Origin of the sequence: Clostridium sp. AM27-31LB (assembly GCF_003480745.1) — a bacterium.
GTDB lineage: Bacteria > Bacillota > Clostridia > Lachnospirales > Lachnospiraceae > Butyribacter > Butyribacter intestini.
On record NZ_QUJS01000002.1, the window covers coordinates 370,105 to 395,049 of the forward strand.

Genomic DNA, 24,945 nt, shown 5'->3' on the forward strand with positions numbered 1-24,945 from the left:
TGTAAAAATGTCCATATTTTTTATTATAACAACTTATCATTCATTATTCAATAAAAGTTTCCATTCTGTATCCCACATTTCGGACGGTCTTTATACATTTGCCGCTCTCTCCGAGTTTTTGCCTGAGCGTTTTTATATGCATATCAACGGTTCTTGTCTCTCCAAAATAATCAACACCCCAGATTTCCGATAACAACTGGTCCCTTGTATAGACAATTCCCTGATTGCTCAAAAAAAGCTTGAGCATTTCATATTCTTTAAATGTCAGATTGATAACTCTGCCGTCAATACTGACTATATGTCCGTCAACATTCATATGTATATCTCCGTTTGAATATATATGCTCTTTCTTCTTTGGAGAACATCTCCTAAGCACTGCCTTTATCCTTGAAACCATCTCCATCATACCAAATGGTTTTACCAGATAATCATCAGCACCGGTATCAAGGCTCTGAACTTTGTCAAATTCCATGCCCTTTGCAGTCGCCATTATGACTGGAATATCCTCTGTCTTTGGCATTTCTCTCATCTTTTTAAGAAGTGTGATCCCATCTTCACCCGGAAGCATTATATCCATAAGTACAAGTTCAGGAAGCGTGTCCGTACTTACAAGCTCTTTCCAAAATGAATCACCGTCCCCAAACCCTCTCGCTTCAAAACCGGTACTTTTAAGCGTATATATCTCAATATCGCATATGCTGTTATCATCTTCAACGCACCAAATCATTATAATCCCCTCTCCTTTTCAAAAAATCCGAGTCCTCACCCATTACTTACTGCTGTATGTAATGGAACGGGTTGGCTTCCCTGATAGTGTTAAAATTCAAAATCTTCATAATCATGTTTAAGAAAACGATGATATATTACATGACATTCTTCAACCGTAAAACAATAATAATATTTATCCGGAATACCATTGTTAAAATATAACAGATAATCAAATTCACCATTTTTAGTCTTTTCATAATGAATATCATTATTATAACTCAAGAAATACTCTCTTATCTTTTCTATCGTGCAGCCATGTTCTGACACAAGTTTTACCAGACCACATATAAACTCGTTTTCAGCCATATTTTCATGAACATATTCTACTCCCGCATCAGGTACCTTAAAACAAAATCTCTCTCCATTGTTTGTAACTTCTATCTGACCAAAAAACTCTTTAACTTCGTCACAAAAATCATCCAGCACTTCTCTCATTTTTTCTATATCAGCATCAGCCTTCAGAAGATGTTTTAATGAACCGAGAGGATAATATAATCTTATGCTTTCTTTTCTATATCCGAGTTTTGCCTGTTCTTCTTTTATAATATCAATCAGATTATCTTTCATATCAAGATATTTTTCTTTCAAGATTATGCCTCCTTTAATTCTCTTTTATTTCCTACGATAAACATTATAACTGCCGGTGCTATTATCAGTACACATCCTATATAACTGAAAACATCAGGCACCTCCCCAAGTATGATAAAACCAAGTATTCCGGCAAATATAACATTTGAATAATCATATACAGAAAGCTCTTTTGCAGGTGCATGTGAATATGCCGCCGTTATGAAAAATTGTCCGAAAGTTGCGGCAACACCTGTCATAAAGAGATAAAAACACTGTATAGGCTCCATATGCGTGTAGTTAAATATGCAATATGGAAGCGAACAAAGGCACGAAAATACCGAGAAGAAAAATACTATAAACGGTCCCTTTACCCCCATGCCTGTAGCTTTCCGAAGAAGTGTATATGCCATACCTGCACCCATACCTCCTACCATTGCTATAAGTGCCGGAACTGATAACATCGCACTGCCTGACGGTTTTAAGATAAACATTGCACCGATTATAGCCGTGAGCAGACAGCCTATCTGATAATTTGCAACCTTTTCTTTCAATATAAAAAATGAAAAGATTATGGCAAAAAACGGAGATAATTTGTTTAGCATTGATGCATCAGCTATATTAAGATGGTCAACACCATAAAAATTGCAAAATATACCGACCGTTCCAAAAAACGCTCTGCCAAATACATATTTAAAGCTTTCTTTGCTACATTTCAAAGGAGTATGATTTTTCTTTAGCATCGCAAATGCCACAAGTGCTGCTACAAAATTTCTAAAAAATGATTTCTGTAATGTCGGTATATCTCCCGATAACTTTATGAACAGACTCATAAACGCAAATGATAATGCTGAAAATATGATACATAAAATACCCTTTGTTTTTTCTGACATACTGTCCCTCTTTTCTTAAATGCAATCCGTGTAATCAAATATCCGATAAGCTGTAACAGTTCAATTAGTCTTCTCCAAGAATAATATCAAGAATTTCTGACGGCTGCTTTATAATCCTTTTTGCTCCTTTTTCACGGAGAAACTCCTCGTCTCTAAATCCCCAGCCTACCATTATAACATCCATTCCTGCATTTACGGATGTGGCAAAATCAACATCTGAGTCACCTATATAAACTGCATCTTCTTTTTTTGTTTTTAATTTTGTAAGCACTTCATACACGCTGTCAGGTGCAGGCTTTTTCTTGATGCTCTCCCTCTCACCTACAGCAAAATCAAAAAGTCCATCAAAATAGTCCTTACATAAGTCCTGAACGGCGAAATCCGCTTTGTTTGACACAACCGCTGTCAGACAGCCTGCTTTTCTGAGTGACACAAGCACTTCTTTTATACCATCATATGGTCTTGTCTTTACGGCACAATGTGTTTTATAATATTTTTTGAATGTTTCAAAAACTTCATCAACAAGTTCCGGCTCGGAATCTGCCGGAACAGCCCTCTCTATAAGAAGCCTTATCCCATTCCCGACAAATCTTCTGACTTCATCAATCGTTCTTTCCGGAAGTCCGTTTGCCTTTAATGCATAATTTGTACTGTCAGCAAGATCCTCTAAAGTATTTAAAATAGTTCCATCCATATCAAAAACAGCAAGTTTGTATCTCATAATAATCCTCTTTTCTGTATATAATGCACTCTCGGTATCTCCTCAAAACGAGTTATTTCAGCTAGAGTACATATGTACTCAATTTTTATTTCGTAAATAATTTTGCTTCTTTTAAAACAAGTACCTTATTTTTTTTCCATATTGAATAAAATTCACCGGCAGACAAAGGACAAGCATTTTTACCTATCTCCAATGTTATACATGGGATGTTCTTTTTATACATCGCATATTCTCTGAGGTTACCAATATTTTTCTTTTTTGAATGTTCATTTACACTTTCTTCATACCCGGAACTATCCGCATAGCCGGTTATTTTTTTTGCAAGTTCATACATTTTTGTAACAACAGGTTTAACACTTCCCTTTGCATCACCAAAAAGTATCGAACCGGTAGCATGATAGTTTATAAGACCCTTAAGCGTACCGGAAGATTTCATTTTGTCAAGAAAAGCCACTATAGCCTTTGTCTCAGGTTCACTGTTTACCGATTCACCGGTATAGCCTTCACTTCCCCGTTTTCCGCCATATTTTGCGATATAATTATAATTAAAGTTTTTATTCAGGTCGACACCACGGGCATTTGCTTTCCAATATTTTGTTTTATCAGCACCGGGCATCTTTTTTAAAGCATTTTTAAGTGATGCGTTTTGTATGGCTGACAGACCTGATTGCGATATTGAAACACCGTCAGGGTTTGCCATAGGAATATAGTGAACTGCTATTCTGTTTAAAACCTCATTCGTCGATGTCACTCCGATTTTGTCATTATAATTCTGAAGATATAATTCTATTTGTGCCATACAAAGCTGCGTAGTCATGTATTCTCTTGCATGAATTGCTCCTATTACGATAAGAGACCTCCCAGACTTCTGATTTCCTATCACAACATCATATATTTTTCGATTATCACAGCTTTTTCCAAGATTTTTAACATTTACATATTTGGAATATGTTCTTTTAAGAAGTGATATATCCGATGCCATCTCTTTATATGTATATTTCTGATGTGAAGTTGCTACTATTTTTTGGGTAGTAAAAGCGGTTCCTCTATTATTGGAACTATACTTCGCTTTAGAAACAACATTTATTGATTTAACTATATACTTATAATTTTTGCCGGATGAAATTTTCTTATCGACATATCTGCTTTTTCTGGAACTTCCGATAACATTATACTTTCCACTGCCGGTTTTTCTATATATAATAAATTGTTTTGTATGTTTTCCTCTTTTCCAGGTTATCAAAACCTTTTTGTCTGACAATCTTGTATATCTCATTTTTGATACTCTTACCGGCTGGCATACAGTGACCCTTTTAGAATGAGCTAACACTTTTTTCCCTTTTAATGCAGTAACTTTTACATGATATACTTTTCCTGCTTTTATTTTAAAACTGTATCTTCTTTTTCTACTGCTTAATTTTATTGTTTTTTTTATGCCGCCTGATATTTTTATCTTATATTTATCAGCACCCTTTATCGAGTTCCATTTCAATCTTGCATGAGCTTTTCCGCTCTGTGATGCCCAGACTTTCAACACCTGTTTTTTTGCCTTTGTTTTATGCGGCTTCGGTTTTGGTGTCGGTTTCTTAGTTGGTTTGGGTGTCACAACTGCCGGAGGGGTAGTTGCAACTACTGTTGACGGTGTTGTAATCGCTGACGGTGTCGCATTGTTATTCTGAGTTTCGGTTATCTCTGCTGTTTTAAAACAATTATCGAAAAACTCTGTTCCAATGTTTTTTTCGGCATGAACCGGAACTGTACCGGTAATATTTCCTAATATAATTGCCGTAACAAGCAATAGTGATACTATCGATTTATGTTTTTTCAAAACTATTTCCTTCCTTCCAGTTACTTTTAGTCAAAATAAAACATATTTAACCTGACTTAATTTTATTACATATAAATATGCCTAAGTATTATACACCTATTAAACTTAACTGTGCAACCTTAAATTATTTGATTTTTTTTGAATAAAATTTTCCAAGACGCAGCATAATAATGATAAAATAAATTTTTGAATGGAGGCATATAGTGAAAACATTAGATTATATTTTATTGACACTTGTTGTTATAGGTGCTGTCAACTGGGGACTTATCGGATTTTTACGCTTTGATCTCGTAAGAGTATTATTCGGTGACATGAGTATTCTTTCAAGAATAATTTATGCTGCCGTAGGTATAAGCGGGCTTTATGCCATCAGTTACTTTGGACGCATCCGTTCAGCCGGAGAATACTAATTTGGTATTAATTTAAAAAAGTATTTTTATAAAGCGTAAACTCAAAAAGTCATGTGAATGATGATGATTTATCAGACACATGACTTTTTATTGAATAGCAAAATGTCCGCATTGCAATATCACACTATAATAAAAAACGCTGACTTCACTATTTTATTGATTTTCCAATTCGAGAAGATGACTCATCTGTGAATAGAGACTAAATGAATCACTTGCATGCATAACAACAGAAATATAGCTGTTTCCATTGCTGTTTTTTGAATAAAGGATAAGATTAGAACCTGCCATAGATGTTGTTCCGGTCTTTCCACCTATAACAGTCACCCCCTCAGGAGCCTTAGCACTTCCAAGAAGGTATTTATCTGTCGAAGTAAACCATAATGTTTTTTTATTTCCATCTGCTCCGTTAAACTCTGCCTTGTATGAAGAATGATTTATTATATCCATAAATACATCATATTTTAGCAGTTCATGGAATACAAGATAAAGATCATACGGTGTCGTGTAATGATTATCATCATGCAGACCGTGTGGATTTACAAAGTTTGAACCTGAACACCCAAGAGCCTTTACTTCTTTATTCATCATTGCCGCAAACTTGTCTACACTTCCCGCAATATGTTCAGCAATGGCAATACCAGCATCATTACCCGAACATATAAGGAATGAATAGAGAAGTTTTTTCAAAGTAATCTTGTCACCCTCCGCAAAACCACACAACTTGGCACCATACTCATTTATATGAGTAGCATTGTAGCTTATCGTCACCTCATCATTTAGGTTTCCGTATTTTAGTGCAACAAGAGCCGTCACTATCTTTGTCGTACTTGCAGGATACATCTTTGTATAAATGTTATCTGCATAAAGCATTTTATTGTGTGTATTATCAAAAATAAGCGATGCCCCTGCCGTCATAAAAGAATCTTTCTGCGACTGCTTCTTTTTGGGTACTACACATATGTCTGCAGAAAGAAACTCACTATCTATATTATCCGCAGTTGTACCCTCTGATATATCCTGTTCACTGCTCTGTGATAATGGAATCTCATAATTATCGAATACAGATATATCAGTCTCACAGCCTGTAAGCAGCAATGAAACAAGCAGTATTGTAACAATCTTTCTGCTGTTTTTTTTACATTTGTTAAATTTTTCAGTCATGAAATCAGTCCTCCATATATTCTGACTGTCCGATTTTTCTACACAAGCCTACAGTCCCTCTTTTTTTAATATTTCACGCCACTCAAGATCGCCTCTGTCAAGTGCCTTTATAAGAAGTTCTGCCGTTGCAAGATTTGTAGCAAACGGAATGTTGTATGTATCACATAAATGAATAACATTATTTACATCCGGCTCATGTGATTTAGGAGAGAGTGGATCTCTTAAAAATATAACCATATCTATCTGATTGTGCTCTATCTGTGATGCAAGCTGCTGTTCTCCGCCCAAATGTCCGGCAAGATATTTGTGTATATTGAGATTTGTCACCTCCTCAATAAGACGCCCCGTAGTTCCTGTCGCATATATGTCATGTTTACTGAGAATGCCTCTATAGGCTATAGCGAAATTCTGCATAAGTATTTTTTTTGCATCATGTGCAATTAATCCAATGTTCATCGTATCCCTCATTTCTATCTATACTAATATATAATTAAATATCCAGCCCTATCTCATCATCACTGTTTTCAGATGAATTGAGATTTCTCATAGTAAATCCCTCTTTACTTGATTTGGCAGGCTGAATACCAATATTCATAACCAATCCTATACCTATCATTGATGAAATCATGGAACTTAAACCGTTACTGATAAACGGAAGTGGAAGTCCCGTATTTGGAAATATAAATGTTGCAACACAGATATTTGCAAATACCTGAAACATAAACATGGCAGCCACTCCTACTGCTATCATTTTTCCAAGATAATCCTGTGCTTTTTTTGCAACCATAAAACATTTAAAAATAACTATTGCAAACAATAGTAATATGATACAACATCCTATGAAGCCGAATTCCTCGCCAACAACAGACCAGATAAAGTCACTTTCACGGATGCCGACACCATTGTAAGTTCTGCTCTCAAGACCTTTTCCGCCATCCTGGATAAATTTGCCGTAAAGCTGTCCGGATGCTATAGCTTTGATTGCCGAATTTTGCTGCCAGTTAAGATTGTCAGCATTTGGATAAGTGTCAGGATGAAGCCATGCCTGTATTCGGTTATACTGATAACCGTGCAATATAAAATTGTGCGGTATCTGTATATACCAGCCCAAAAAGATACTGACCGGTACGGCTGCTATAAGTACAGGCACAATGATACGGTATGTCACACCGCCGATAAATATCATAATACACATTATAAATACACCGACAAGACTTGATGACAAATCAGGCTGTGTCAGGATTGCAAATATCGGAACTATCGCAACAATACATATCTTTATGACTGAGGAAAACTTATCAAGTTTTGAATGAAGTGCCGCAAAAAGTGTTGCAAGCGTTATTATAAGTATAATCTTCATAAGCTCAGTCGGCTGGAACGAAATAGGTCCGAGTTTTATCCATCGGTATGTTCCTGTATTATTGTCAGTTCCTAAAGGTGTGTGAACAGCAAGTGTAAGCAGTATTCCTACTATATAATATACAATAGAAAACTGGCATATAAAATGATAATCTATCACAGATACAATGGCAATGATAAATAATCCAAATATAAGACCTACTACCTGACCTTTCATAAGAGAATACCCTTTATCGGTTCCTCCTGCCATTCTTACACAATATACTCCCAATATACAAAGTGTAACTACAACACATAATAGTGAAAAGTTATACTTCTTCCAATCATACTGCCTGATTCGGTTGATCATTACAACTCATCCTAACCTTTCATTTATTTACGGAAATTTCTTGATCCCTCTTTAATCGGAATATTTGCCAAAAGTGCATTAACCGTTCCTGATGTTTCATCAAGCTCTGTCTTTGTTACTTTTATATCAAGTCCTTCTGTATCAATATCTACATATTTTGAAATGACCTGGATAATGTCATTTTTCATCTGTTCCATAAGCTCCGGAGAACAAACGGCTCTATCCGAAGTTATAGCTACCTTTAATCTCCTCTTTGCAACATCACTGCTGCTCTCAGAGCTTCTAAAAAAATTTGAGAAAAGTCCCATGATGCTCCTCCACTAATCTGAATTTAATTTATTTTTTGAAAATTGCTGATAATTTTTGGAAAAATCCTTCCTTAACATCAAGGTTCAAATAAGGAACATCTTCTCCCATCACTCTCTTACATATATTCATATACGCCTGTCCTGCAAGGCAGTCAGAACCTACTAACGGCTCACCGTTGTTTGTTGATGTGATAATGTGCTCATCATCAGGCACAATACCTATAAGGTCGATACCGAGAATATCGACAACATCATCACTTGACATCATATTCCCCTCTTTTACCATGTCCGACCTGAGTCTGTTCACGATAAGATGTGTCTTTGTAATCTCATTTGCTTCGAGAAGTCCTATAATCCTGTCCGCATCTCTTACTGCTGATACCTCAGGTGTAGTAACTACCAATGCTCTGTCTGCTCCCGCTATTGCATTCTGAAATCCCTGTTCGATTCCGGCAGGGCAGTCCATGATTATGTAATCATACTCATTCCTAAGCTCGTCAGCAAGTTTTTTCATCTGTTCAGGACTAACTGCAGTCTTATCCTTTGTCTGTGCAGATGGTAAAAGAAAAAGATTCTGATGCCTCTTATCCTTGATAAGTGCCTGCTTTATACGGCAGTTGTTTTCTATGACATCTACAAGATTATAAACTATCCTGTTTTCAAGTCCCATAACCACATCGAGATTTCTAAGTCCTATATCAGTATCAATAAGAACGACTTTCTTTCCCTCCATTGCAAGACCTGTGCCCAAATTGGCGGTTGTAGTTGTCTTTCCCACACCACCTTTTCCGGATGTGACTACTATTACTTCTCCCATTTTCTGTTTCCTCCTGTTAAAAGAAATTTAATAGTGTTACATTGTGCATAACAGATGCATTTAGTAACTTTTAATATTTTTAATAATAATTTTATCAAAAAAAACATTCTGTGTCTACATTACAATTTTATATCATTCATTACATCTTTGTCTAACGGTTCTATATATATGTTTTCATCTTCAAGAAAAGCAATCTTTGTCTCCGGTTTGTGTCTCTTTTTTAGTCTTGCCGGTTTATCCGGTGCCCTTGCGATAACATCTGCTATCTTTATCTGCATTGGATTCATGTCAAGAGCTATTACAAACGCATTAGTATTACCTGTAGAGCCTGCATATACAGTGCCCTCAAGCGTGCCAAGTATTATTACATTACCCTTTGAGACAACTTTTGCTCCGACCTTTACATCGCCTATCACGATAATGCTCGTCTCAACATCAAGCACCTGTCCGGAGCGGAGTGTTCCTTTAAAAAACTGCCCCGTATTTGCATCCTGAACGGCATACTTATTTTCAATGGCTCTTGAAAAATCAGCTTCTTTTTCAGGATCATCAATGGTAATGCATACTATATTTAAATGACAGTTTTCATGAATTATTGATATTATTTCTTCCTGCTGTTCGTCAGTGAGTTCACGCCCCTGAAAGCTTATGGCTTTAGAAACATTTCCCAAAAACTCATCTGATGAGTGAAATTTATCAGCAACAGCTTCTTTTAACTGTTCATATGGAAGTTTGTCATCAAGCACCAGGATTATTCCGGATTTTGTTCCCTTAATAACTACTGATTCTTTCATTTTTCACCCTCCTTAATCTATATGTGATGTACTTGATTCAGGCATCTTTACGGAACCTGAAACTTTCTTTCCTGCCTTAGAACCTTTCTTTCCAAAGTAATATTTGTAAACATCTCTTGCTGTCTGTGCCGCATTTGATGATGCGTAACCATTTGGAATTACACATGTTACAGATATTTTTGGTTTCTTATAAGGTGCATACGAAATAAAATATGCATGATTGGCATGGAATTTACTCTGCTGTGCTGTACCTGTCTTTCCGGCTACCGTGGTCTTAAGATTTTTAAACATAAAACTGATGGAACTTCTTGAACCATTTACAACAAGTTTCATTCCTTTATGAACAGCATCCCATGATGACTGTTTTATATTGATTTTGTTTCTCAATTTTGCTTTGTTGTTTAAAACAGTTTTTCCTTTTACATTCTTAATCTTGTCTACAAGTGTAATATTGTAGCAGTTTCCACTGTTTGCAACAGTTGTAACATAACGCGAAAGCTGAGCAGGTGTGTAAGCATGTGTATCCTGACCTATTGCCGCTCTTACAGCATCAGTAGTCGCAAAATGAGGTGCTATCTCAGGAATTTCAACACCCGATTTATCAGTAAGACCAAATTTATCTGCATATTTTTTAAGTCTCTTAATACCTCTTGGATAGTTAATGTTTCCTGATGATGTTTTTCCTGAAAGCATATATCCTACCTTGTAGAAGAAATAGTTACAAGAAACCTCTATGGCATCTGATACTGTAAGATCTCCATGTGATACAGTGCTCCAGCACTTTGCAGGATGATCTATATCCGAAAATACCGTGTGGTCATATATATGTGTCGATGGGCTTATCACTCCCTCTTCCATACCTGTTACTGCCGATATTACCTTAAATGTTGAACCCGGAGCCATCTCTTGCATTGTAGGTCTGTTAAGCAGTGGCGAAGATGAATTCTGAATAAGTTTTTTGTTATAATATTCAGAATCAACCTTATTTGCCATCTTATTATTGTCATAACTCGGATAAGTAACCATCGCTTTTACATCACCTGTTTTTACATCGGTTACTACAAGAGAACCTGAACAAGGCTCAAGTCCCAAATCTCCCGGTGTTATCTCAAGTTTTTTAATCTGCTTGATTATATAAGAATATGGTGACAAAGCTCCTGACTGAAGATTTGTATAATCAGTCTTACTTTTCTTTACGGCTTTTTGGTCCATAAGTAAAAGACAGGTATCAGTTCCCGACAGTTCATAATGCTGCACAAGATAACCATATATCAGCTTTGCAAAGCCTGTATCATCCTTAAGCTTTTTAAAACCATAATCAAGAAGTTTTTTGTATATTTCTTCCGATGTATAATAACCGCTTTTTATATCAAGCTTTTCCTGGTCTATCCACTGTTTTGAAATAGCATACTGTAAAAATCTGCTTAAGCTTGTTTTTCCCTTTGCAAACTTTTTATATACAGAGTCAGATGTATCAACCTGATTGACAAGAACTATATTATCATCCTTAAGCTGCTTATAAAAGTAGTCAAGAAAATCATTCATATCATCAGAAAGATCTTTTGAACCTTTTGTATAATCTGTAGCCAGATGTTTTTTCATATCTGTAACAATTTTTTTAGATTTGTTTTTGTATTTGTCATAGGTACTTTTTTCAAGTGAACTTGCTTTCCTGCTTTTAAAATGAGTAACATCTATAATATTATTTTTATACAATGCCTCATATACATCATATATAGGTATTTTTATATCAGTCGAGTTAGTACCCTTAGAGCCTGCACTGGAGCTGTTATTTATTCTGCTTATAAGAACACCTGCAAGATTTTCTTCAAGAAGATTATAACACTCCTCCTGAAGTTTCGCATCTATAGTAAGGTACAAATCATCCCCCGCCACCGGATTTTTAGTTTCATCAACTGAAACAATGCGGCTTGTACTTGAATTTATGCTAAGTACCTCCTTACCTTTTTTTCCTTTAAGCTGATCCTCATATACACTTTCGAGTCCCGATATTCCAACCTGGTCATCAATCGTATAATCTGTTTTTTTATTTTTTTTATTTATTGTATCAAGTTTTTCAGAAGATATTGCTCCCGTATATCCTAAAATATGTGCAAAATATTTGCTCTTGTTGTAGACACGCTTAGTATCCTCTGTAATATTTACACCTATAAGTTCATCATTATTTTCTTTTATTGCCGCAACCGTTTTGTCATTTACATTTTTAGCTATCGTGATTGGAAGATATTTCTGATACCTGTTAATAAATATAGCATACCTGATGTCTAATATCTTCATCGCCATTTTATCGTCATATTTGTCTGATATATCAAATTTCGGACTGTTTACGGAAGTATCATATCTTAAAAATTTGTATATATCCTTTGCAGTTGCGTTGAGCAGCTTTTTATTTTCTTTTTTCTTTAATTCCGTAACAGTTTTTGAATAAACCTCAGCTTTATATCTTAAAAGAGTATTACCCGATACCGTAAATTCCGGCTCACCATCACTGTTTAGCTTCATATATGAATCAACCGAAAGTGTTCCGCCATTGCTTTCTATCACGCATATCAGTTTATATATCATATCATTTCTTTCTTCTGATGTCATTTTTGCCGTAACATCAGTCTCTTCATAAGTTATGTTATGTGATAATTTGTTGTAAGCAAGCAAATTATGATTGCAATCGTATATATTTCCTCTCGTTGCCTTTATTGTTCTTGTTTTTCGTGTACTTTTTTCTGCTTCGCTGGCATATTTTTCACCATCTACAATCTGAAGCATAAACAAACGATTACCAAGTATCGCAAAAAACAACAGATAGACAATTACGACTATCGCAATACGAGAATTAAATAATCCTTTTACGAAATCTTTAAATGTGTTCCACATGGGTAACCTCTCTTTCAACAAGTTACTTTTTTGCTTTTATAGTTATTACTGTTCATCATCAGGTTTTGTTTCTACACCAAGATGCACCGGTTCCGGAGGATTTAATTTTCTATCCAGCCAGTGTGCAAACTTAAATACTATCACTCCGAGGATAATTGTATATATCAATTCAGGAATTATAGTGTTTATTAAATACTCTGTAAGTCTGAGTCTTCCCCTCAAAAGAAACTTGAGTACATAAAATAATACTCCGTATATAATATCTCCGATAGCAATAGTCATTGTCGGAAATATAAAATCATCTTCTATATACATCTTATTTGTCATTCCGGTAATAAATCCGATTACGGCATATATGAAGATATTTACTCCGATAATAGAACTAAACATCACATCAACAAATAATCCGGATACTACACCGGTGAACAAACCACAATACTGTCCGTACATCGTTCCTGCTATCGCCGTAAGTATAACAAGTATATTTGGAGAAACACCTGCAATCCGCAAATGTCTGAACAATGTAGTCTGTAGTATAAATCCTACAATAATCATAACGAACATACTTACATAGTTTTTCATTTACCAAGAATCTCCTCTAAGTCTTTTGAATTTTTAACTTTTGTTATGACAAGTACCATATCAAGACTTGAAAAATCAGCAGCAGGCACAAGATAGCCTGACTGTGTAATATTTGTCGAATCTTTCTTTATGTTTTTTGCATATCCAATGAGTATTCCAGGAAGATATACACTGCTTATCTGTGATGTCACAACTTCATAACCGTCTTTTACTTTTGCATCTCTGTCGAGTCCGCTTATCTGTATCTTTCCCTCTTTCATCATTGAGAGATTTCCTGATACTATACATTTATCAGAAGTTTTTAGAAAACTTCCGCTCACTTCGCTTGAATCATCAACTATAGAACGCACTCTTGAATATGATTTATTTGCATCAACGATTCGTCCTACAAGACCGTCACCCGCCATAACATTCATGTTTTTTGCAAGACCGTCATCAGTTCCTTTATCAATTATAAATTCATTGTACCAGTTGTCAGGTTCGCCGCTTATAACTCTTGCAGCCACTTTCGGATATTTTGCATATTGCTCATCAAGTGAATACAGCTTTCGGAAATTTTCAAGTTCATACTTGTCCTGCTGTAAAAGCTTATTTTCAGCATTTGTCTCAGCTAGTTTATCTTTTAATTTTTTATTTTCCTTTGTAAGCTTTTTAACACTGTTTACATATTCAAGTTTGTCGGATATTTTAACTCCGATAGTATTGATTCCTTTTTGCATAGGTGTTACAACACCGCCAACGATAGAACGAACAGGTTCTATTTTATCCTGAAATTTAAATGATACTACTATCAGGATAGCACAGATGACAGAAATGGCGATCAGAATGTATTTGGGATCTATAATCATTTTAGTCTTTTTGCGCATTACTTTATTCCTTCCTTTATTTAGCTTTACTGTTTACACTGTAGATGTATGCTGCAACTATTTAATTTCGACTGCATAGCCTGCTGCAAGTTTCGGATGTTCGGCAAGATACCCAAGACCTGTCACAACCGTTTTTTGTGCATTTTTTGTAGTATTAACTTTAAGAAATGTCTCATTTGCAATAAGCTGGTCAAGACCGTTTATCCATGATGATCCCCCCGTGAGATATACACCATTATGTACTATTTCATGTGATATTTCGTGAGGAGTCCTCTCTAACATGGTCTTAATTGATATTGCAATTTCATAAAAAACATCATTTACAAGTGGAAAAATCTCTGTTGCTTTGATAAGCTGTTTTCCCGGAAGTCCCTTGACAACATCCCGCCCCATAACTTCCAGCTCTCCCTGCATTGGGAATGCAGTTACAAGCTCTTTTTTTATGTGTTCCGCAGTTTTTAATCCTATAACAAAATTATACTGTTTTCTTATATAGCTTTTTATCTGATCGTCAAAATATTTGCCACCGTATGGCAGAAGTTTTGACACCACTATTCCTCCACAGCTTAAGACACTGATCTCCGTTGTGTCAGCACCAATATTTACGATAAGTATCCCATTTGCCTTTTCAACATCAAGACCAAGACCATAGGCATCTGCTATCGGTTTATCTATGAGACAGACCTTTTTAGGCTTTGACTCACTTTCTGATATAATCCTTGAATATGCAAACTTTTCAACCTCTGTTATATCAGCCGGAACAGCAATGTAAAACTGAAATCCTTTCATTCTCCTGCTGCGTGATATTTTCGCCCCCATGAAATTCCACAATGCTATCATGTCATCTATCTTTGATACAACACCATGACTTAACGGAAATGAAACATTTATGCTCGGCGGAACCTTTTCAAACATTTCATATGCTTCCTCACCGATTGCGACAGGTCTTCTCTCTTTTCCTACAGTGGAAACTACATTCTTTTCTATAAGGATTATCCCCTGTCCTTTTTTATATATCTTGATGGTATCTGTTCCAAAGTCTATACCATAGATCTTTTGTGCCATTACAAAATCTCCTTTTTATATACGGTTAAAATGCTAAACCGCTTTCTTTTAAACTTACATACCGGTTGTCACCCAGTATTATGTGGTCAAGTAATTCTATTCCAATAAGTTTTCCCGTCTCAATAAGGCGTTTTGTTATAAGAATATCTTCCCTACTCGGTGTCGGATCTCCTGACGGATGATTATGCATCACAATAATTGAAACTGCTTTATTTTTGAGGGCATTATAAAATATCTCTCTGGGTGATGCCATAGCAGCGTTGAAAGAACCATTCGACAATATAATATCTTTAACAAGAGCATTTCTTCCATTTAATATAAGAAGCCTTACCTGTTCAGTTTCCTCAAAACGCATTTCCGGCATAAAACGAAGTGCCGTCTTTTCAGGCTCATCACATATGAAGTCTGTCTCAGCCAGTGCAGAAGACATCATACGCTTTGTTATCTCCGTAAGACTAAGGAGTTGTACTGCCTTTGCATTTCCTATGCCATGTATATCCACAAGCTGTGCAACCGACATCTGAAACAATCCGCTTATTTTTTTGCCCGGAATTTCGTTTATCACTCTTGATGCAAGCTGAATAGAATTTTCTTTTTTTGTACCTGTTCTTATGATGACAGCCAGCAACTCCGCATCTGAAAGGCTCGACGCACCGTATTTCAGACATTTCTCATACGGTCTTTCTGATAACGGAAGCTGTTTTATATTTGTTTTAATCATCAAATATTCTCCTTTTCCATATCATTATGTGCAGCTATACGCACACAAGGTGCAGTCAGACACAACCTTATCTCTTAAAACCATACAATGCAGATAAGATTTATATTGTAAAAGGAAAATGACTTTTAAATCACACAATAATAATGTTATCACAAAAAAAATTCTTTGTATAGCATTCATATATGAAAAATGTATGTATTTTTCTTATTTTTGCATCAATAAATGCCATTTTTCAACAAAAAATGCTATTTTTTAAGTTTTTATTACAATTGACTGATAAGTCCTTCATTTTTCATATATTGCAGCGACATTGTAATACCGAAGCGCGCATGATACCATGTAAGCCCTCCCTGGAAATATACGGCAAATGGCGGCTCTATAGGACCATCCGCACTGAGTTCTATTGAGGAGCCCTGTATAAATGCCCCTGCTGCCATGATAACATCACTGTGATAACCCGGCATCGCATATGGCTCCGGTGCAACATGGCTGTCAACAGGCGAACCAGCCTGAATACCCTTGCAAAATGCGATAACTGCTTCCGGCGAACCCAGAGTCACCGCCTGAATAATGTCATGTCTTGACTCCGTGCTGTCAGGAACAACTTTGTATCCGAGTTTCTCATATACATTTGCAGCAAATATCGCACCTTTTAATGCTCCTGCCGTAACAGTCGGTGCAAGGAAAAATCCCTGAAAGAATACCCTGTTCACACCGAGTGTGGCACCTACTTCCTTGCCAAGTCCCGGTGCAGTAAGTCTGTAAGCACACAGGTCAATAAGCTCTTTTTTTCCTACAATATAACCGCCTATAGGTGCAAGACCGCCACCCGGATTTTTGATAAGAGAACCTACACACATATCTGCTCCCACGTCTGTCGGTTCTATTGTCTCGACAAATTCACCATAGCAGTTATCAACCATACATATTACTTCCGGTTTTATTGATTTGATAAATGAAATAAGCTCTCCGATTCGCTTAACAGAAAGTGTAGGTCTTGTCGCATATCCCTTTGAGCGCTGGATAGTGACAAGTTTTGTCTTGTCGTTTATGGCTTCCTTTATCGCATCAAAATCAAATGAACCATCCTCTAAAAGGTCAACCTGTCTGTAGCTTATACCAAATTCCTTAAGTGATCCCGGCGGATTGTCATCACCCTTTATTCCTATGACACCCTCCAGTGTATCGTAAGGTTTCCCAACAGGAGTCAAAAGCTCGTCACCCGGTCTTAATATCGCTGATAAAGCCGTAGTAAGTGCGTGTGTTCCGCAGGTAAGCTGCGGACGGACAAGTGCCGATTCGGCATGAAATACATCGGCATATACTGCTTCAAGAGTTTCCCTGCCAAGATCATCATATCCATAACCTGTAGATGACTCAAAACATCCTGCACTGACTCTTTCTTTCTGCATGGCACAAAGAACCTTTATCTGATTTATCTGTGCAACCTCATCTATTTTTTCAAATCTTTCTTTTAATCCGTCTGCTATCCTGTCGCAAAAATCATATACTTCCTCTGTTATGCCTGCTGACATATACTGTTCTTTTAACAGATTACTCATCTTTCTTTCCTCCATAAGTTGATTATTTAGCAATATATCTTCCATATCCGATAAACAATAGTCCAAAAGTTCATTTTCATCCCTAAATTTGTCCTTGTCTATCCATGTAACTGTCTTTTCCCTGTTAAACCATGTAAACTGCCTTTTAGCAAAATGCCTTGTATCAAGTTTTATCCTCTCATAAGCTTCGTCCATATTGCATTTTTGCTCAAATGCATCAATTATCTGCCTGTAACCTATTCCCTGCATTGATACCATATCCTTAGTACAGCCCATATCCATAAGTTTTTTTACTTCCTCTGTAAGGCCTGCCGCTCTCATAATATCAACGCGCTTATTTATACGCTCATACAAAATTTCTCTCGGCAGTCTCAAAACATAATATCTGAAATCAAACGGTGACTCATTTTGATGCTGTTCGTCATTGTGCTCAGATATTTTCTCCCCTGTCTGCTCAAAATATTCCAACGCCCTTATGACTCTTTTTACATTGTTTGGATGAATCTGCTCTGCTGCTTTTTCATCAATTTCTTTTAATCGGTCATGCAATGCTTCATTTCCGTGTTCATCGGCAAATTTCTGAAGTTCTTTCCTGTAAGCATCATCTGTCTCAGTCTTTGTAAAATCTATATCATAAAGCACCGCCTGTATATAAAAGCCTGTCCCCCCGACTATTATCGGAATATTGCCATGACTGTATATCTCTTCAATATATCTGTCACATTTCTGTTTAAAAATTGTGACATTAAACTCCTCGTCAGGCTCTAACTCATCTATAAGATAATGTTTCACCCCCTGCATTTCATCAGGCATTATCTTTGCAGTACCTATGTCCATATGCCTATAGACCTGCATTGAATCGGCTGAAATTATCTCCCCGCCAATCCTTTTAGCAAGAGCTATCGAAAGCTCCGTCTTTCCCACCGCCGTAGGCCCCGTAATTATTATAAGAGGTTTTTTGTTATCAGACATACTATCCCTCCATCTCTCTTACTTCATTACAACTCATATAATATATTTCTTAAACAACTCGTTTAAACTTCTTTTCCAGTTCATATTTACTCATGCGTATCATTGTAGGTCTGCCATGCGGGCAATTATACGGATTTTCAAGCGACATAAGCTCCTTCAAAAGTTCATGTGCCTGCTCAAGTGGAAGTTCATTATTTCCCTTCACCGCCGCCTTACATGACATTGTCGCAACTCTCTCAAGAAGTATATCCTTTGAAAGATTTGTCTTACCATTTGCAAGGTCGTCAATAATTTCCATCAGTAAATCCGTAGTCGCTATATCAGGAAGCTGTGCAGGAATGCCTGTCACAATATATTCCCTGCCGCCAAATGACTCTATCTTATATCCGAGTTCGTCAAATACTTCTATATTATCGTCAACCATCTGCTGTTCAAGCATTGAAAGACTTAGAACAATAGGCGGATTTACCATCTGAACCATCGGCTTATGCTCAGCTATCTGTTTCATAAATCGTTCGTATAAAACCTTTTCGTGTGCGGCGTGCTGGTCAACCATATACATACTGTCCTCATATTGCAATATCCAATATGTTGAAAACACCTGTCCCACTATCCTTATATCCTTTGTCCTGTCCTCTTTTAAGACACCTGTTTCAAAAAGAGTTTCCTGTTTTATATTGTAGGCTGCTTTCTCATGAAGCATATCAAGATTTTTTGAAGCCGCCATACCATTAAATGAGCCGTCTGATTTTGTTTTTTCCTTTAAATCCTGCGTCTGCTGCCTATCGGATTTGTCATCCTGCTGTACACTTTCTGAATTTAATCCTGTGTTTTTCTTATCCGAAGCTGTGAAATTATCCTGTGATAAATTATCATCCTCTAATATATCAGGTCTGTTTTTTGTTATGTTTATATTTTCCGCAGCCTGATTTTCTTTACTATATTTTAAAGATGTTTCAGTATTATTATCAAGTTTTTCCACCTGTCCCATAAGATCGGCAAACATCTTTTTCCGCTGACCCGCATCAGGTCTGTGAAGTTCTGCTTTTCCAATCCTTGATAAAGTATCAGCTTCGTCAATATCTTTTTTTACTTCTGTTTTGTCAGTTGTATCTATACTATTTTTTTTAGGATAATCTTTTGACACCGTATCATTTACAGCACTATCTGTTTTCAATTTTCCGCCGTCTTTTTTATCTTCTTCAAAAGTTACATCAGGAATAAATTCCCTGTGTGTAAGCCTGTCTGATATACATTCATAGATTGTCTTATAGAGTTCTCTCTCATTTGTAAATCTTATCTCCATCTTCTGTGGATGCACATTAACATCTATAAATTCCGGTTCTATATGAAAATGAAGCACTGTAAACGGATATCTGTGCTGCATCGTAAACGGCTTATAAGCCTCCTCTATCGCACGGTTGATTATATTGCTTTTTATATATCTTCCATTTATGAAATAATTTATATATGCTCTGTTTCCTCTGGAAACAACAGGCTTTCCTATAAAACCTCCAATATTACAAATCTCACTTGTAAGGTCAACAGTAAGTAAGTTTGAAGTTATATCCCTGCCATATATCTGGTAAATGGTATCTTTGAGATTTCCATTTCCAGAAGTGTGAAGTTTTGTCTGTCCCTGATTTATAAATCTAAACGAAATTTCCGGATGAGAAAGAGCAAGCCTCTCAATAACACTGCCTATATAACCTGCTTCTGTCTGGTGCGATTTAAGAAATTTAAGCCTTGCGGGTGTATTATAAAATAGATTCTGTATGATAAATGTAGTACCGTCAGGACATCCAACCTGTTCAATTTCCTTACTCTCACCTCCATCAATCCGGTATCTGTAACCCACATCTTCTCTCTTAACCTTAGTTATCATTTCAAGCTGTGAAACAGCCGCCACACTCGCAAGAGCTTCACCTCTGAATCCCAGAGTTGAAACACCTAAAAGATCCGTTGCACCTTTTATCTTGCTCGTTGCGTGAGGAGTAAAAGCAAGTTCTATATCATCCCTCTCAATGCCTGAACCATTATCAGTAATACGCATAAAAGACTTGCCACCATCCTTAATCTCAACCGTAACCATATTAGCACCGGCATCAATCGAATTTTCAACAAGCTCCTTAACAACAGCCATAGGTCTTTCAATAACCTCGCCCGCCGCTATCTTATTAATAGTATCCTGATCCAGTAATATAATAGACATATTTTACTCCTCCTCTCTTTTAAAATTACTTTTCATGTTTACATCTTTATCCTTGTGCTGTTTTTTGCACATGAAAAAACTCTGATATGAGTTTTTTTGACATGAAACATAGTAATTATTAGTCAGCGTTTTTAGCTGACTTAAAATTACTTTTCATGTTTACATCCGTTGCTTTAATTTCATCTGCATCTTATACAAAATATTCATGGCATCAATAGGTGTCGTTGTCGAAAGATCAAGATCATGAAGTTCAATTATTATGTCCTCTGTCTTTACATTTGAACTGCCCATGTCAAACATAGAAATCTGTCCCATCTGTTCTGACTCTATTTCTGACGATGTCTTTTTTCTGCCTCTCTTTTTATGAGTAGTCTGTTTTTCTATATCATAATTATAATCTTCAGGTTCGTACTCTACATCTATCTCTTTTGCCTTATTTGCAATATCGTTGTTACTTAATTTTTCAACCAGCTCTTTTGCCCTGTTAAGCACCGTCTCAGGAACACCTGCAAGTTTTGCAACCTGTATTCCATAACTCTTATCTGCACCGCCTTTTATTATCTTTCTGAGGAAAACAATATCGTCCCCCTGCTCTTTGACAGCAATACAGTAATTATTCACGCTGTCAAGCTTGCCCTCAAGTTCTGTAAGCTCGTGGTAATGCGTTGCAAAAAGCGTCTTTGCTCCGAGAAGTTTCGTGTTTGCTATGTACTCGACTACAGCCCACGCAATCGAAAGACCGTCAAAAGTAGAAGTCCCCCTGCCTATCTCGTCAAGAATTATAAGGCTGTTTTTCGTTGCATTTCTGAGTATATTTGAAACCTCCGTCATCTCAACCATAAATGTACTCTGTCCGCTCGCAAGGTCATCTGATGCACCTACTCTTGTAAATATCCTGTCAACAATACCTATCTTTGCACTCTCTGCCGGAACGAACGAGCCAATCTGTGCCATAAGAACGATAAGTGCCGTCTGGCGCATATATGTAGATTTACCAGCCATATTAGGTCCCGTGATTATTGCAATGCGATGACTGTCATCGTCAAGAAATGTATCATTTGAGATAAACATATCATTCTTTATCATCTTTTCAACAACAGGATGACGGCCATTCTTTATATCAATACATCCATCCTTACTCATGTCAGGTCTTACATAATTATTCTGCTCAGCTACAACAGCCATAGATGCAAACATATCTATCTGTGCGATTATCTTTGCCGCCTGCTGTATCCTGCCTATCTCGCTGTAAATAGCATCAAGTGTTTCATTAAATATATTGTATTCAAGCGTGAAAAGTTTCTCCTCGGCACCAAGAATCGTATCTTCAAGTTCCTTAAGTCTCGGTGTGATATATCTCTCACAATTTGACAAAGTCTGTTTAACCGTCCACTCAGGTGGAACAAGATTTTTATATGAATTTGTGACCTCAAAGAAATAGCCAAATACTTTGTTATATTTAATCTTAAGATTTTTAATATCGGTTTTTTCTTTTTCCTCTTCCGTCAGGTCAGCTATCCACTGTTTGCCCTCAGTTTTTGCCTTCCTTAACCGGTCAACTTCCTCATTAAAACCATCCTTTATAATCCCGCCCTCCCTCACTGTTATAGGCGGTTCTTCAATAATTGACTCATCAATAAGTTTATAAATATCTGAAAGGTCATCAAGATTTACACCGTACTCTTTTAATTTTGACTGAGAAAATGAGGAAAGTACATATTTAATATGTGGAAGCATTGAGAGTGACTGTCTGAAAGCGATAAGATCTCTGGGATTAGCACTCTTATAACTTATCTTGCTTATAAGCCTTTCTATATCGTATATAGGACTCAAATACTCTCTTAACTCCTCTCTTGATATAGCATTATCATTAAACTCAGATATTATATCAAGCCGTGTATTTATCTCATCTATATCTATAAGCGGCTGTTCAATGGAGTTTCTTAAAAGTCTCGCACCCATAGCCGTCTTAGTCTTATCAAGAATCCAGAATAACGAACCTCTCTTTGATTTTTCACGCATCGTTTCACAAAGTTCAAGATTTCTTCTTGTTGAGCGGTCAAGAAGCATATAGTGATTTGTGATGTAAGGCTTTATGGATGTAATGTGATCCATCGAAGTCTTCTGTGTCTCCGTAAGATACTGCATAACAGCTCCGGCGGCAGTTATGCCGATACTGTAATCGGCGAGACCAAGCCCGTCAAGTGACGATACACCGAAATGCTCCATAAGTGCCTGCTCACATTTGCTCTCATCAAAATGCCAGTTATCAACCGCCGATACGACAACATTTAATCGTATATGAAGTTCCTCAAGGTCAATTCCTGATACAAGAAATGAATCATTGCATATAATTTCTGACGGTGCGGTCTTAAAAATCTCATCAAGCAGTTTATTTTCACTGTCAAACTCTGTCACATAATATTCACCCGTTGTAACATCAACATATGAAACACCATATGCATTTGTTGTATATACAATGCACATGAGATAATTATTCTTTGTCTCATCAAGCGACTGCGTATTTAGATTTGTTCCTGGGGTCGCAATCCTAACGACAGCACGTTTCACAAGACCTTTCGCCTGCTTTGGATCTTCAACCTGCTCACATATTGCCACCTTGTAACCACGGCTGACAAGTTTGTTAAGGTATGTATCTACAGCATGAAAAGGAACTCCGCACATAGGTGCTCTCTCTTCAAGACCGCAGCTTTTTCCGGTAAGGGTAAGTTCAAGTTCTTTTGAACATATCTTTGCATCATCAAAGAACATCTCATAAAAATCCCCTAAGCGATAAAAAAGAATACAATCTTTGTATTCCTCTTTGGTTTCCATATATTTTTGCATCATTGGTGTAAGTGGCATGACTGTATTCCTCTTTTTCTATATTTTCACATATACCCACATAACTTTTGATATGTTATGCAAATATCTTATATAATCTTTTGTTATTATATTGGTGTCAAAAAATATTCTGACCCCTGCATCATAATATAAAAACAATAAATTTTCATATCAAAAAATGAATGAGTAACACTATAAGCCGAGTTCTGTATCAAAACAATCATCTATCTAGACCTGATGTTGCCACCAGGCTCAAGCAACCTACCCGAGACACGACGGGCAGCCGTATCATCTCTGTTCGGTCTTGCTTCGGATGGGGTTTACACAGCCGCTTCTGTTACCAGAAGTGCGGTGAGCTCTTACCTCGCCTTTTCACCCTTACCTGCTATAGCAGGCGGTTATTTTCTGTTGCACTTGCCTGGGAGTCACCTCCACCGGACGTTATCCGGCATCCTGCCCTATGAAGCCCGGACTTTCCTCACCTGCAGCCTTTCGGCATTTGCAGCCGCGATTGTCTGTGCTACTCATTACCGGAGTATTTTATCATGTCGAAAGAAAAAAGTAAAGTGCATGAAATGAGAATATTTTTTATTTGGTAACAGTTCAGCCAAAAAAAGATAAGTCAATAATACACAAGCTTGCTCATTGTATTGTTAAGTACCTTTTTACATATGCACCTTCCTGTTTACTTTTTGCAAACCACACTCATTTAACTGTTTTCTCCATGCAAAAACTCCATTGCCGCCTTACTGACCAGTTCGACATACTCTCTGCTTCGTCCACGCTTCATAAGTATATCACCGACAAGTTCATCATAGGAAACAAATGCTACTTTGTCGACTTCTTCTTTCTGGATGTGACAGTCTGGCAGTTCAAAATCTTTTTTAGCAAAAAAAATCTCTATTATCCGGCGTTCCTTTACAAACCGCCCTGCATAATATAAATCTTTTTCGTCTAATTTTATCCCGACTTCTTCCTCTGTCTCCCGTAATATGGCATCAACGCTGCTCTCACCCGAAATCGCAGCTCCTCCGGTTATATCCCACTCACCGGGATGCGACTCTTTATTTTCCGAACGCTTCTGAATAAGAAATCTATTATCAGAAGCCAATAGATACATATGTACACATAACATATAATCTCCCTCTTTCGGGATACCTCTTTTCATCGTGCGTCCTGTCCTGTTACCATATCTGTCATATATGTCCCATATCTCAGTCATATCTTCCTCCATAATCGTCTGCCGTTTATAAT

At 36.8% G+C, this 24,945-nt stretch carries 21 protein-coding genes, 1 other RNA gene and 1 pseudogene; 1 reads left to right on the forward strand and 22 read right to left on the reverse strand.

The window, feature by feature from the left end; genetic code table 11:
- Positions 1-43 precede the first annotated feature (43 nt).
- The 5 genes from DW721_RS05255 to DW721_RS05275 form a co-directional block, all read right to left on the reverse strand.
- The gene (locus DW721_RS05255) at positions 44-727 is read right to left on the reverse strand and encodes a response regulator transcription factor (RefSeq protein WP_118745065.1); all 684 of its coding nucleotides are present in this window, start codon (positions 725-727) and stop codon (positions 44-46) included.
- 89 nt (positions 728-816) lie between these two features.
- The gene (locus tag DW721_RS05260) at positions 817-1,356 is read right to left on the reverse strand and encodes a DUF3877 family protein (protein WP_312032797.1); all 540 of its coding nucleotides are present in this window, start codon (positions 1,354-1,356) and stop codon (positions 817-819) included.
- A gap of 2 nt (positions 1,357-1,358) precedes the next feature.
- Complete coding sequence (locus tag DW721_RS05265) at positions 1,359-2,228, reverse strand: DMT family transporter (RefSeq protein ID WP_055941845.1); 870 nt, start codon at positions 2,226-2,228, stop codon at positions 1,359-1,361.
- Positions 2,229-2,292: 64 nt separating this feature from the next.
- Positions 2,293-2,949 carry an HAD-IA family hydrolase gene (locus tag DW721_RS05270; RefSeq protein WP_118745066.1) on the reverse strand — a complete coding sequence of 219 codons (657 nt, stop codon included), beginning with the start codon at positions 2,947-2,949 and terminating at the stop codon, positions 2,293-2,295.
- An 85-nt stretch (positions 2,950-3,034) separates the two neighbouring features.
- Positions 3,035-4,777: a M14 family zinc carboxypeptidase gene (locus DW721_RS05275; protein WP_118745067.1), complete on the reverse strand. Its 1,743-nt coding sequence runs from the start codon at positions 4,775-4,777 to the stop codon at positions 3,035-3,037.
- Between the two features lie 203 nt (positions 4,778-4,980).
- Between DW721_RS05275 and DW721_RS05280 the strand changes: the two genes are divergently transcribed.
- Entirely contained in the window at positions 4,981-5,187 is a 207-nt protein-coding gene (locus tag DW721_RS05280; protein WP_022013451.1) for a DUF378 domain-containing protein, read from the forward strand.
- 153 nt (positions 5,188-5,340) lie between these two features.
- Here DW721_RS05280 and DW721_RS05285 read toward each other — a convergent pair whose 3' ends face one another.
- The 17 genes and pseudogenes from DW721_RS05285 to DW721_RS05360 all read right to left on the reverse strand — a co-directional run bounded on the left by DW721_RS05285 (position 5,341) and on the right by DW721_RS05360 (position 24,913).
- Positions 5,341-6,348, reverse strand: a complete 1,008-nt coding sequence (locus DW721_RS05285; protein WP_022013452.1) for a serine hydrolase — start codon at positions 6,346-6,348, stop codon at positions 5,341-5,343.
- A 48-nt stretch (positions 6,349-6,396) separates the two neighbouring features.
- Positions 6,397-6,804, reverse strand: a complete 408-nt coding sequence (gene mgsA, locus DW721_RS05290) for a methylglyoxal synthase (RefSeq protein WP_022013453.1) — start codon at positions 6,802-6,804, stop codon at positions 6,397-6,399.
- A 34-nt stretch (positions 6,805-6,838) separates the two neighbouring features.
- On the reverse strand, positions 6,839-8,056 hold the full coding sequence (locus tag DW721_RS05295) for an FtsW/RodA/SpoVE family cell cycle protein (RefSeq protein WP_118745068.1): 1,218 nt from the start codon (positions 8,054-8,056) through the stop codon (positions 6,839-6,841).
- A 23-nt stretch (positions 8,057-8,079) separates the two neighbouring features.
- Positions 8,080-8,364, reverse strand: a complete 285-nt coding sequence (gene minE, locus DW721_RS05300; protein ID WP_022013455.1) for a cell division topological specificity factor MinE — start codon at positions 8,362-8,364, stop codon at positions 8,080-8,082.
- A gap of 28 nt (positions 8,365-8,392) precedes the next feature.
- Positions 8,393-9,181 (reverse strand): septum site-determining protein MinD, encoded by a 789-nt coding sequence (minD, locus tag DW721_RS05305; protein ID WP_022013456.1) that lies wholly within the window; start codon positions 9,179-9,181, stop codon positions 8,393-8,395.
- 119 nt (positions 9,182-9,300) lie between these two features.
- Positions 9,301-9,975 carry a septum site-determining protein MinC gene (locus tag DW721_RS05310; RefSeq protein WP_055941837.1) on the reverse strand — a complete coding sequence of 225 codons (675 nt, stop codon included), beginning with the start codon at positions 9,973-9,975 and terminating at the stop codon, positions 9,301-9,303.
- A 12-nt stretch (positions 9,976-9,987) separates the two neighbouring features.
- A complete protein-coding gene (locus DW721_RS05315; RefSeq protein ID WP_118745069.1) occupies positions 9,988-12,867 on the reverse strand; it encodes a penicillin-binding transpeptidase domain-containing protein in 2,880 nt (959 codons plus the stop codon).
- Positions 12,868-12,912: 45 nt separating this feature from the next.
- Positions 12,913-13,449 (reverse strand): rod shape-determining protein MreD, encoded by a 537-nt coding sequence (gene mreD, locus DW721_RS05320; protein WP_118745070.1) that lies wholly within the window; start codon positions 13,447-13,449, stop codon positions 12,913-12,915.
- Entirely contained in the window at positions 13,446-14,315 is an 870-nt protein-coding gene (mreC, locus tag DW721_RS05325; RefSeq protein ID WP_055941829.1) for a rod shape-determining protein MreC, read from the reverse strand. The genes mreD and mreC overlap by 4 nt, the downstream gene beginning before the upstream one ends.
- Positions 14,316-14,372: 57 nt before the next feature.
- Entirely contained in the window at positions 14,373-15,380 is a 1,008-nt protein-coding gene (locus DW721_RS05330; RefSeq protein WP_022013461.1) for a rod shape-determining protein, read from the reverse strand.
- Between the two features lie 25 nt (positions 15,381-15,405).
- Positions 15,406-16,101: a DNA repair protein RadC gene (gene radC / locus DW721_RS05335; protein WP_055941823.1), complete on the reverse strand. Its 696-nt coding sequence runs from the start codon at positions 16,099-16,101 to the stop codon at positions 15,406-15,408.
- A 263-nt stretch (positions 16,102-16,364) separates the two neighbouring features.
- Positions 16,365-17,678 (reverse strand): methionine gamma-lyase family protein, encoded by a 1,314-nt coding sequence (locus DW721_RS16330; protein WP_347560356.1) that lies wholly within the window; start codon positions 17,676-17,678, stop codon positions 16,365-16,367.
- A gap of 87 nt (positions 17,679-17,765) precedes the next feature.
- A pseudogene (miaA, locus tag DW721_RS16335) lies at positions 17,766-18,635 on the reverse strand (tRNA (adenosine(37)-N6)-dimethylallyltransferase MiaA); the annotation flags it as partial.
- A 49-nt stretch (positions 18,636-18,684) separates the two neighbouring features.
- Positions 18,685-20,847, reverse strand: coding sequence for a DNA mismatch repair endonuclease MutL (mutL, locus tag DW721_RS05345; protein WP_118745072.1), 2,163 nt, complete (start codon positions 20,845-20,847; stop codon positions 18,685-18,687).
- 159 nt (positions 20,848-21,006) lie between these two features.
- Entirely contained in the window at positions 21,007-23,712 is a 2,706-nt protein-coding gene (gene mutS / locus DW721_RS05350) for a DNA mismatch repair protein MutS (protein WP_243020483.1), read from the reverse strand.
- A 158-nt stretch (positions 23,713-23,870) separates the two neighbouring features.
- Positions 23,871-24,218: RNase P RNA component class A (gene rnpB, locus DW721_RS05355), an RNA gene on the reverse strand.
- Between the two features lie 182 nt (positions 24,219-24,400).
- A complete protein-coding gene (locus DW721_RS05360) occupies positions 24,401-24,913 on the reverse strand; it encodes an NUDIX domain-containing protein (RefSeq protein WP_182436220.1) in 513 nt (170 codons plus the stop codon).
- Positions 24,914-24,945: the final 32 nt, after the last annotated feature.

What these genes read in the sequence shown, in the direction of transcription:
- DW721_RS05255 (WP_118745065.1), bottom strand. Translation starts at nt 727, where the DNA reads ATGATTTGGTGCGTTGAAGATGATAACAGCATATGCGATATTGAGATA.
- DW721_RS05265 (WP_055941845.1), bottom strand. Translation starts at nt 2,228, where the DNA reads ATGTCAGAAAAAACAAAGGGTATTTTATGTATCATATTTTCAGCATTA.
- DW721_RS05270 (WP_118745066.1), bottom strand. Translation starts at nt 2,949, where the DNA reads ATGAGATACAAACTTGCTGTTTTTGATATGGATGGAACTATTTTAAAT.
- DW721_RS05285 (WP_022013452.1), bottom strand. Translation starts at nt 6,348, where the DNA reads ATGACTGAAAAATTTAACAAATGTAAAAAAAACAGCAGAAAGATTGTT.
- mgsA (WP_022013453.1), bottom strand. Translation starts at nt 6,804, where the DNA reads ATGAACATTGGATTAATTGCACATGATGCAAAAAAAATACTTATGCAG.
- DW721_RS05295 (WP_118745068.1), bottom strand. Translation starts at nt 8,056, where the DNA reads ATGATCAACCGAATCAGGCAGTATGATTGGAAGAAGTATAACTTTTCA.
- minE (WP_022013455.1), bottom strand. Translation starts at nt 8,364, where the DNA reads ATGGGACTTTTCTCAAATTTTTTTAGAAGCTCTGAGAGCAGCAGTGAT.
- minD (WP_022013456.1), bottom strand. Translation starts at nt 9,181, where the DNA reads ATGGGAGAAGTAATAGTAGTCACATCCGGAAAAGGTGGTGTGGGAAAG.
- DW721_RS05310 (WP_055941837.1), bottom strand. Translation starts at nt 9,975, where the DNA reads ATGAAAGAATCAGTAGTTATTAAGGGAACAAAATCCGGAATAATCCTG.
- DW721_RS05315 (WP_118745069.1), bottom strand. Translation starts at nt 12,867, where the DNA reads ATGTGGAACACATTTAAAGATTTCGTAAAAGGATTATTTAATTCTCGT.
- mreD (WP_118745070.1), bottom strand. Translation starts at nt 13,449, where the DNA reads ATGAAAAACTATGTAAGTATGTTCGTTATGATTATTGTAGGATTTATA.
- mreC (WP_055941829.1), bottom strand. Translation starts at nt 14,315, where the DNA reads ATGCGCAAAAAGACTAAAATGATTATAGATCCCAAATACATTCTGATC.
- DW721_RS05330 (WP_022013461.1), bottom strand. Translation starts at nt 15,380, where the DNA reads ATGGCACAAAAGATCTATGGTATAGACTTTGGAACAGATACCATCAAG.
- radC (WP_055941823.1), bottom strand. Translation starts at nt 16,101, where the DNA reads ATGATTAAAACAAATATAAAACAGCTTCCGTTATCAGAAAGACCGTAT.
- DW721_RS16330 (WP_347560356.1), bottom strand. Translation starts at nt 17,678, where the DNA reads ATGGAGGAAAGAAAGATGAGTAATCTGTTAAAAGAACAGTATATGTCA.
- mutL (WP_118745072.1), bottom strand. Translation starts at nt 20,847, where the DNA reads ATGTCTATTATATTACTGGATCAGGATACTATTAATAAGATAGCGGCG.
- mutS (WP_243020483.1), bottom strand. Translation starts at nt 23,712, where the DNA reads ATGCCACTTACACCAATGATGCAAAAATATATGGAAACCAAAGAGGAA.
- DW721_RS05360 (WP_182436220.1), bottom strand. Translation starts at nt 24,913, where the DNA reads ATGACTGAGATATGGGACATATATGACAGATATGGTAACAGGACAGGA.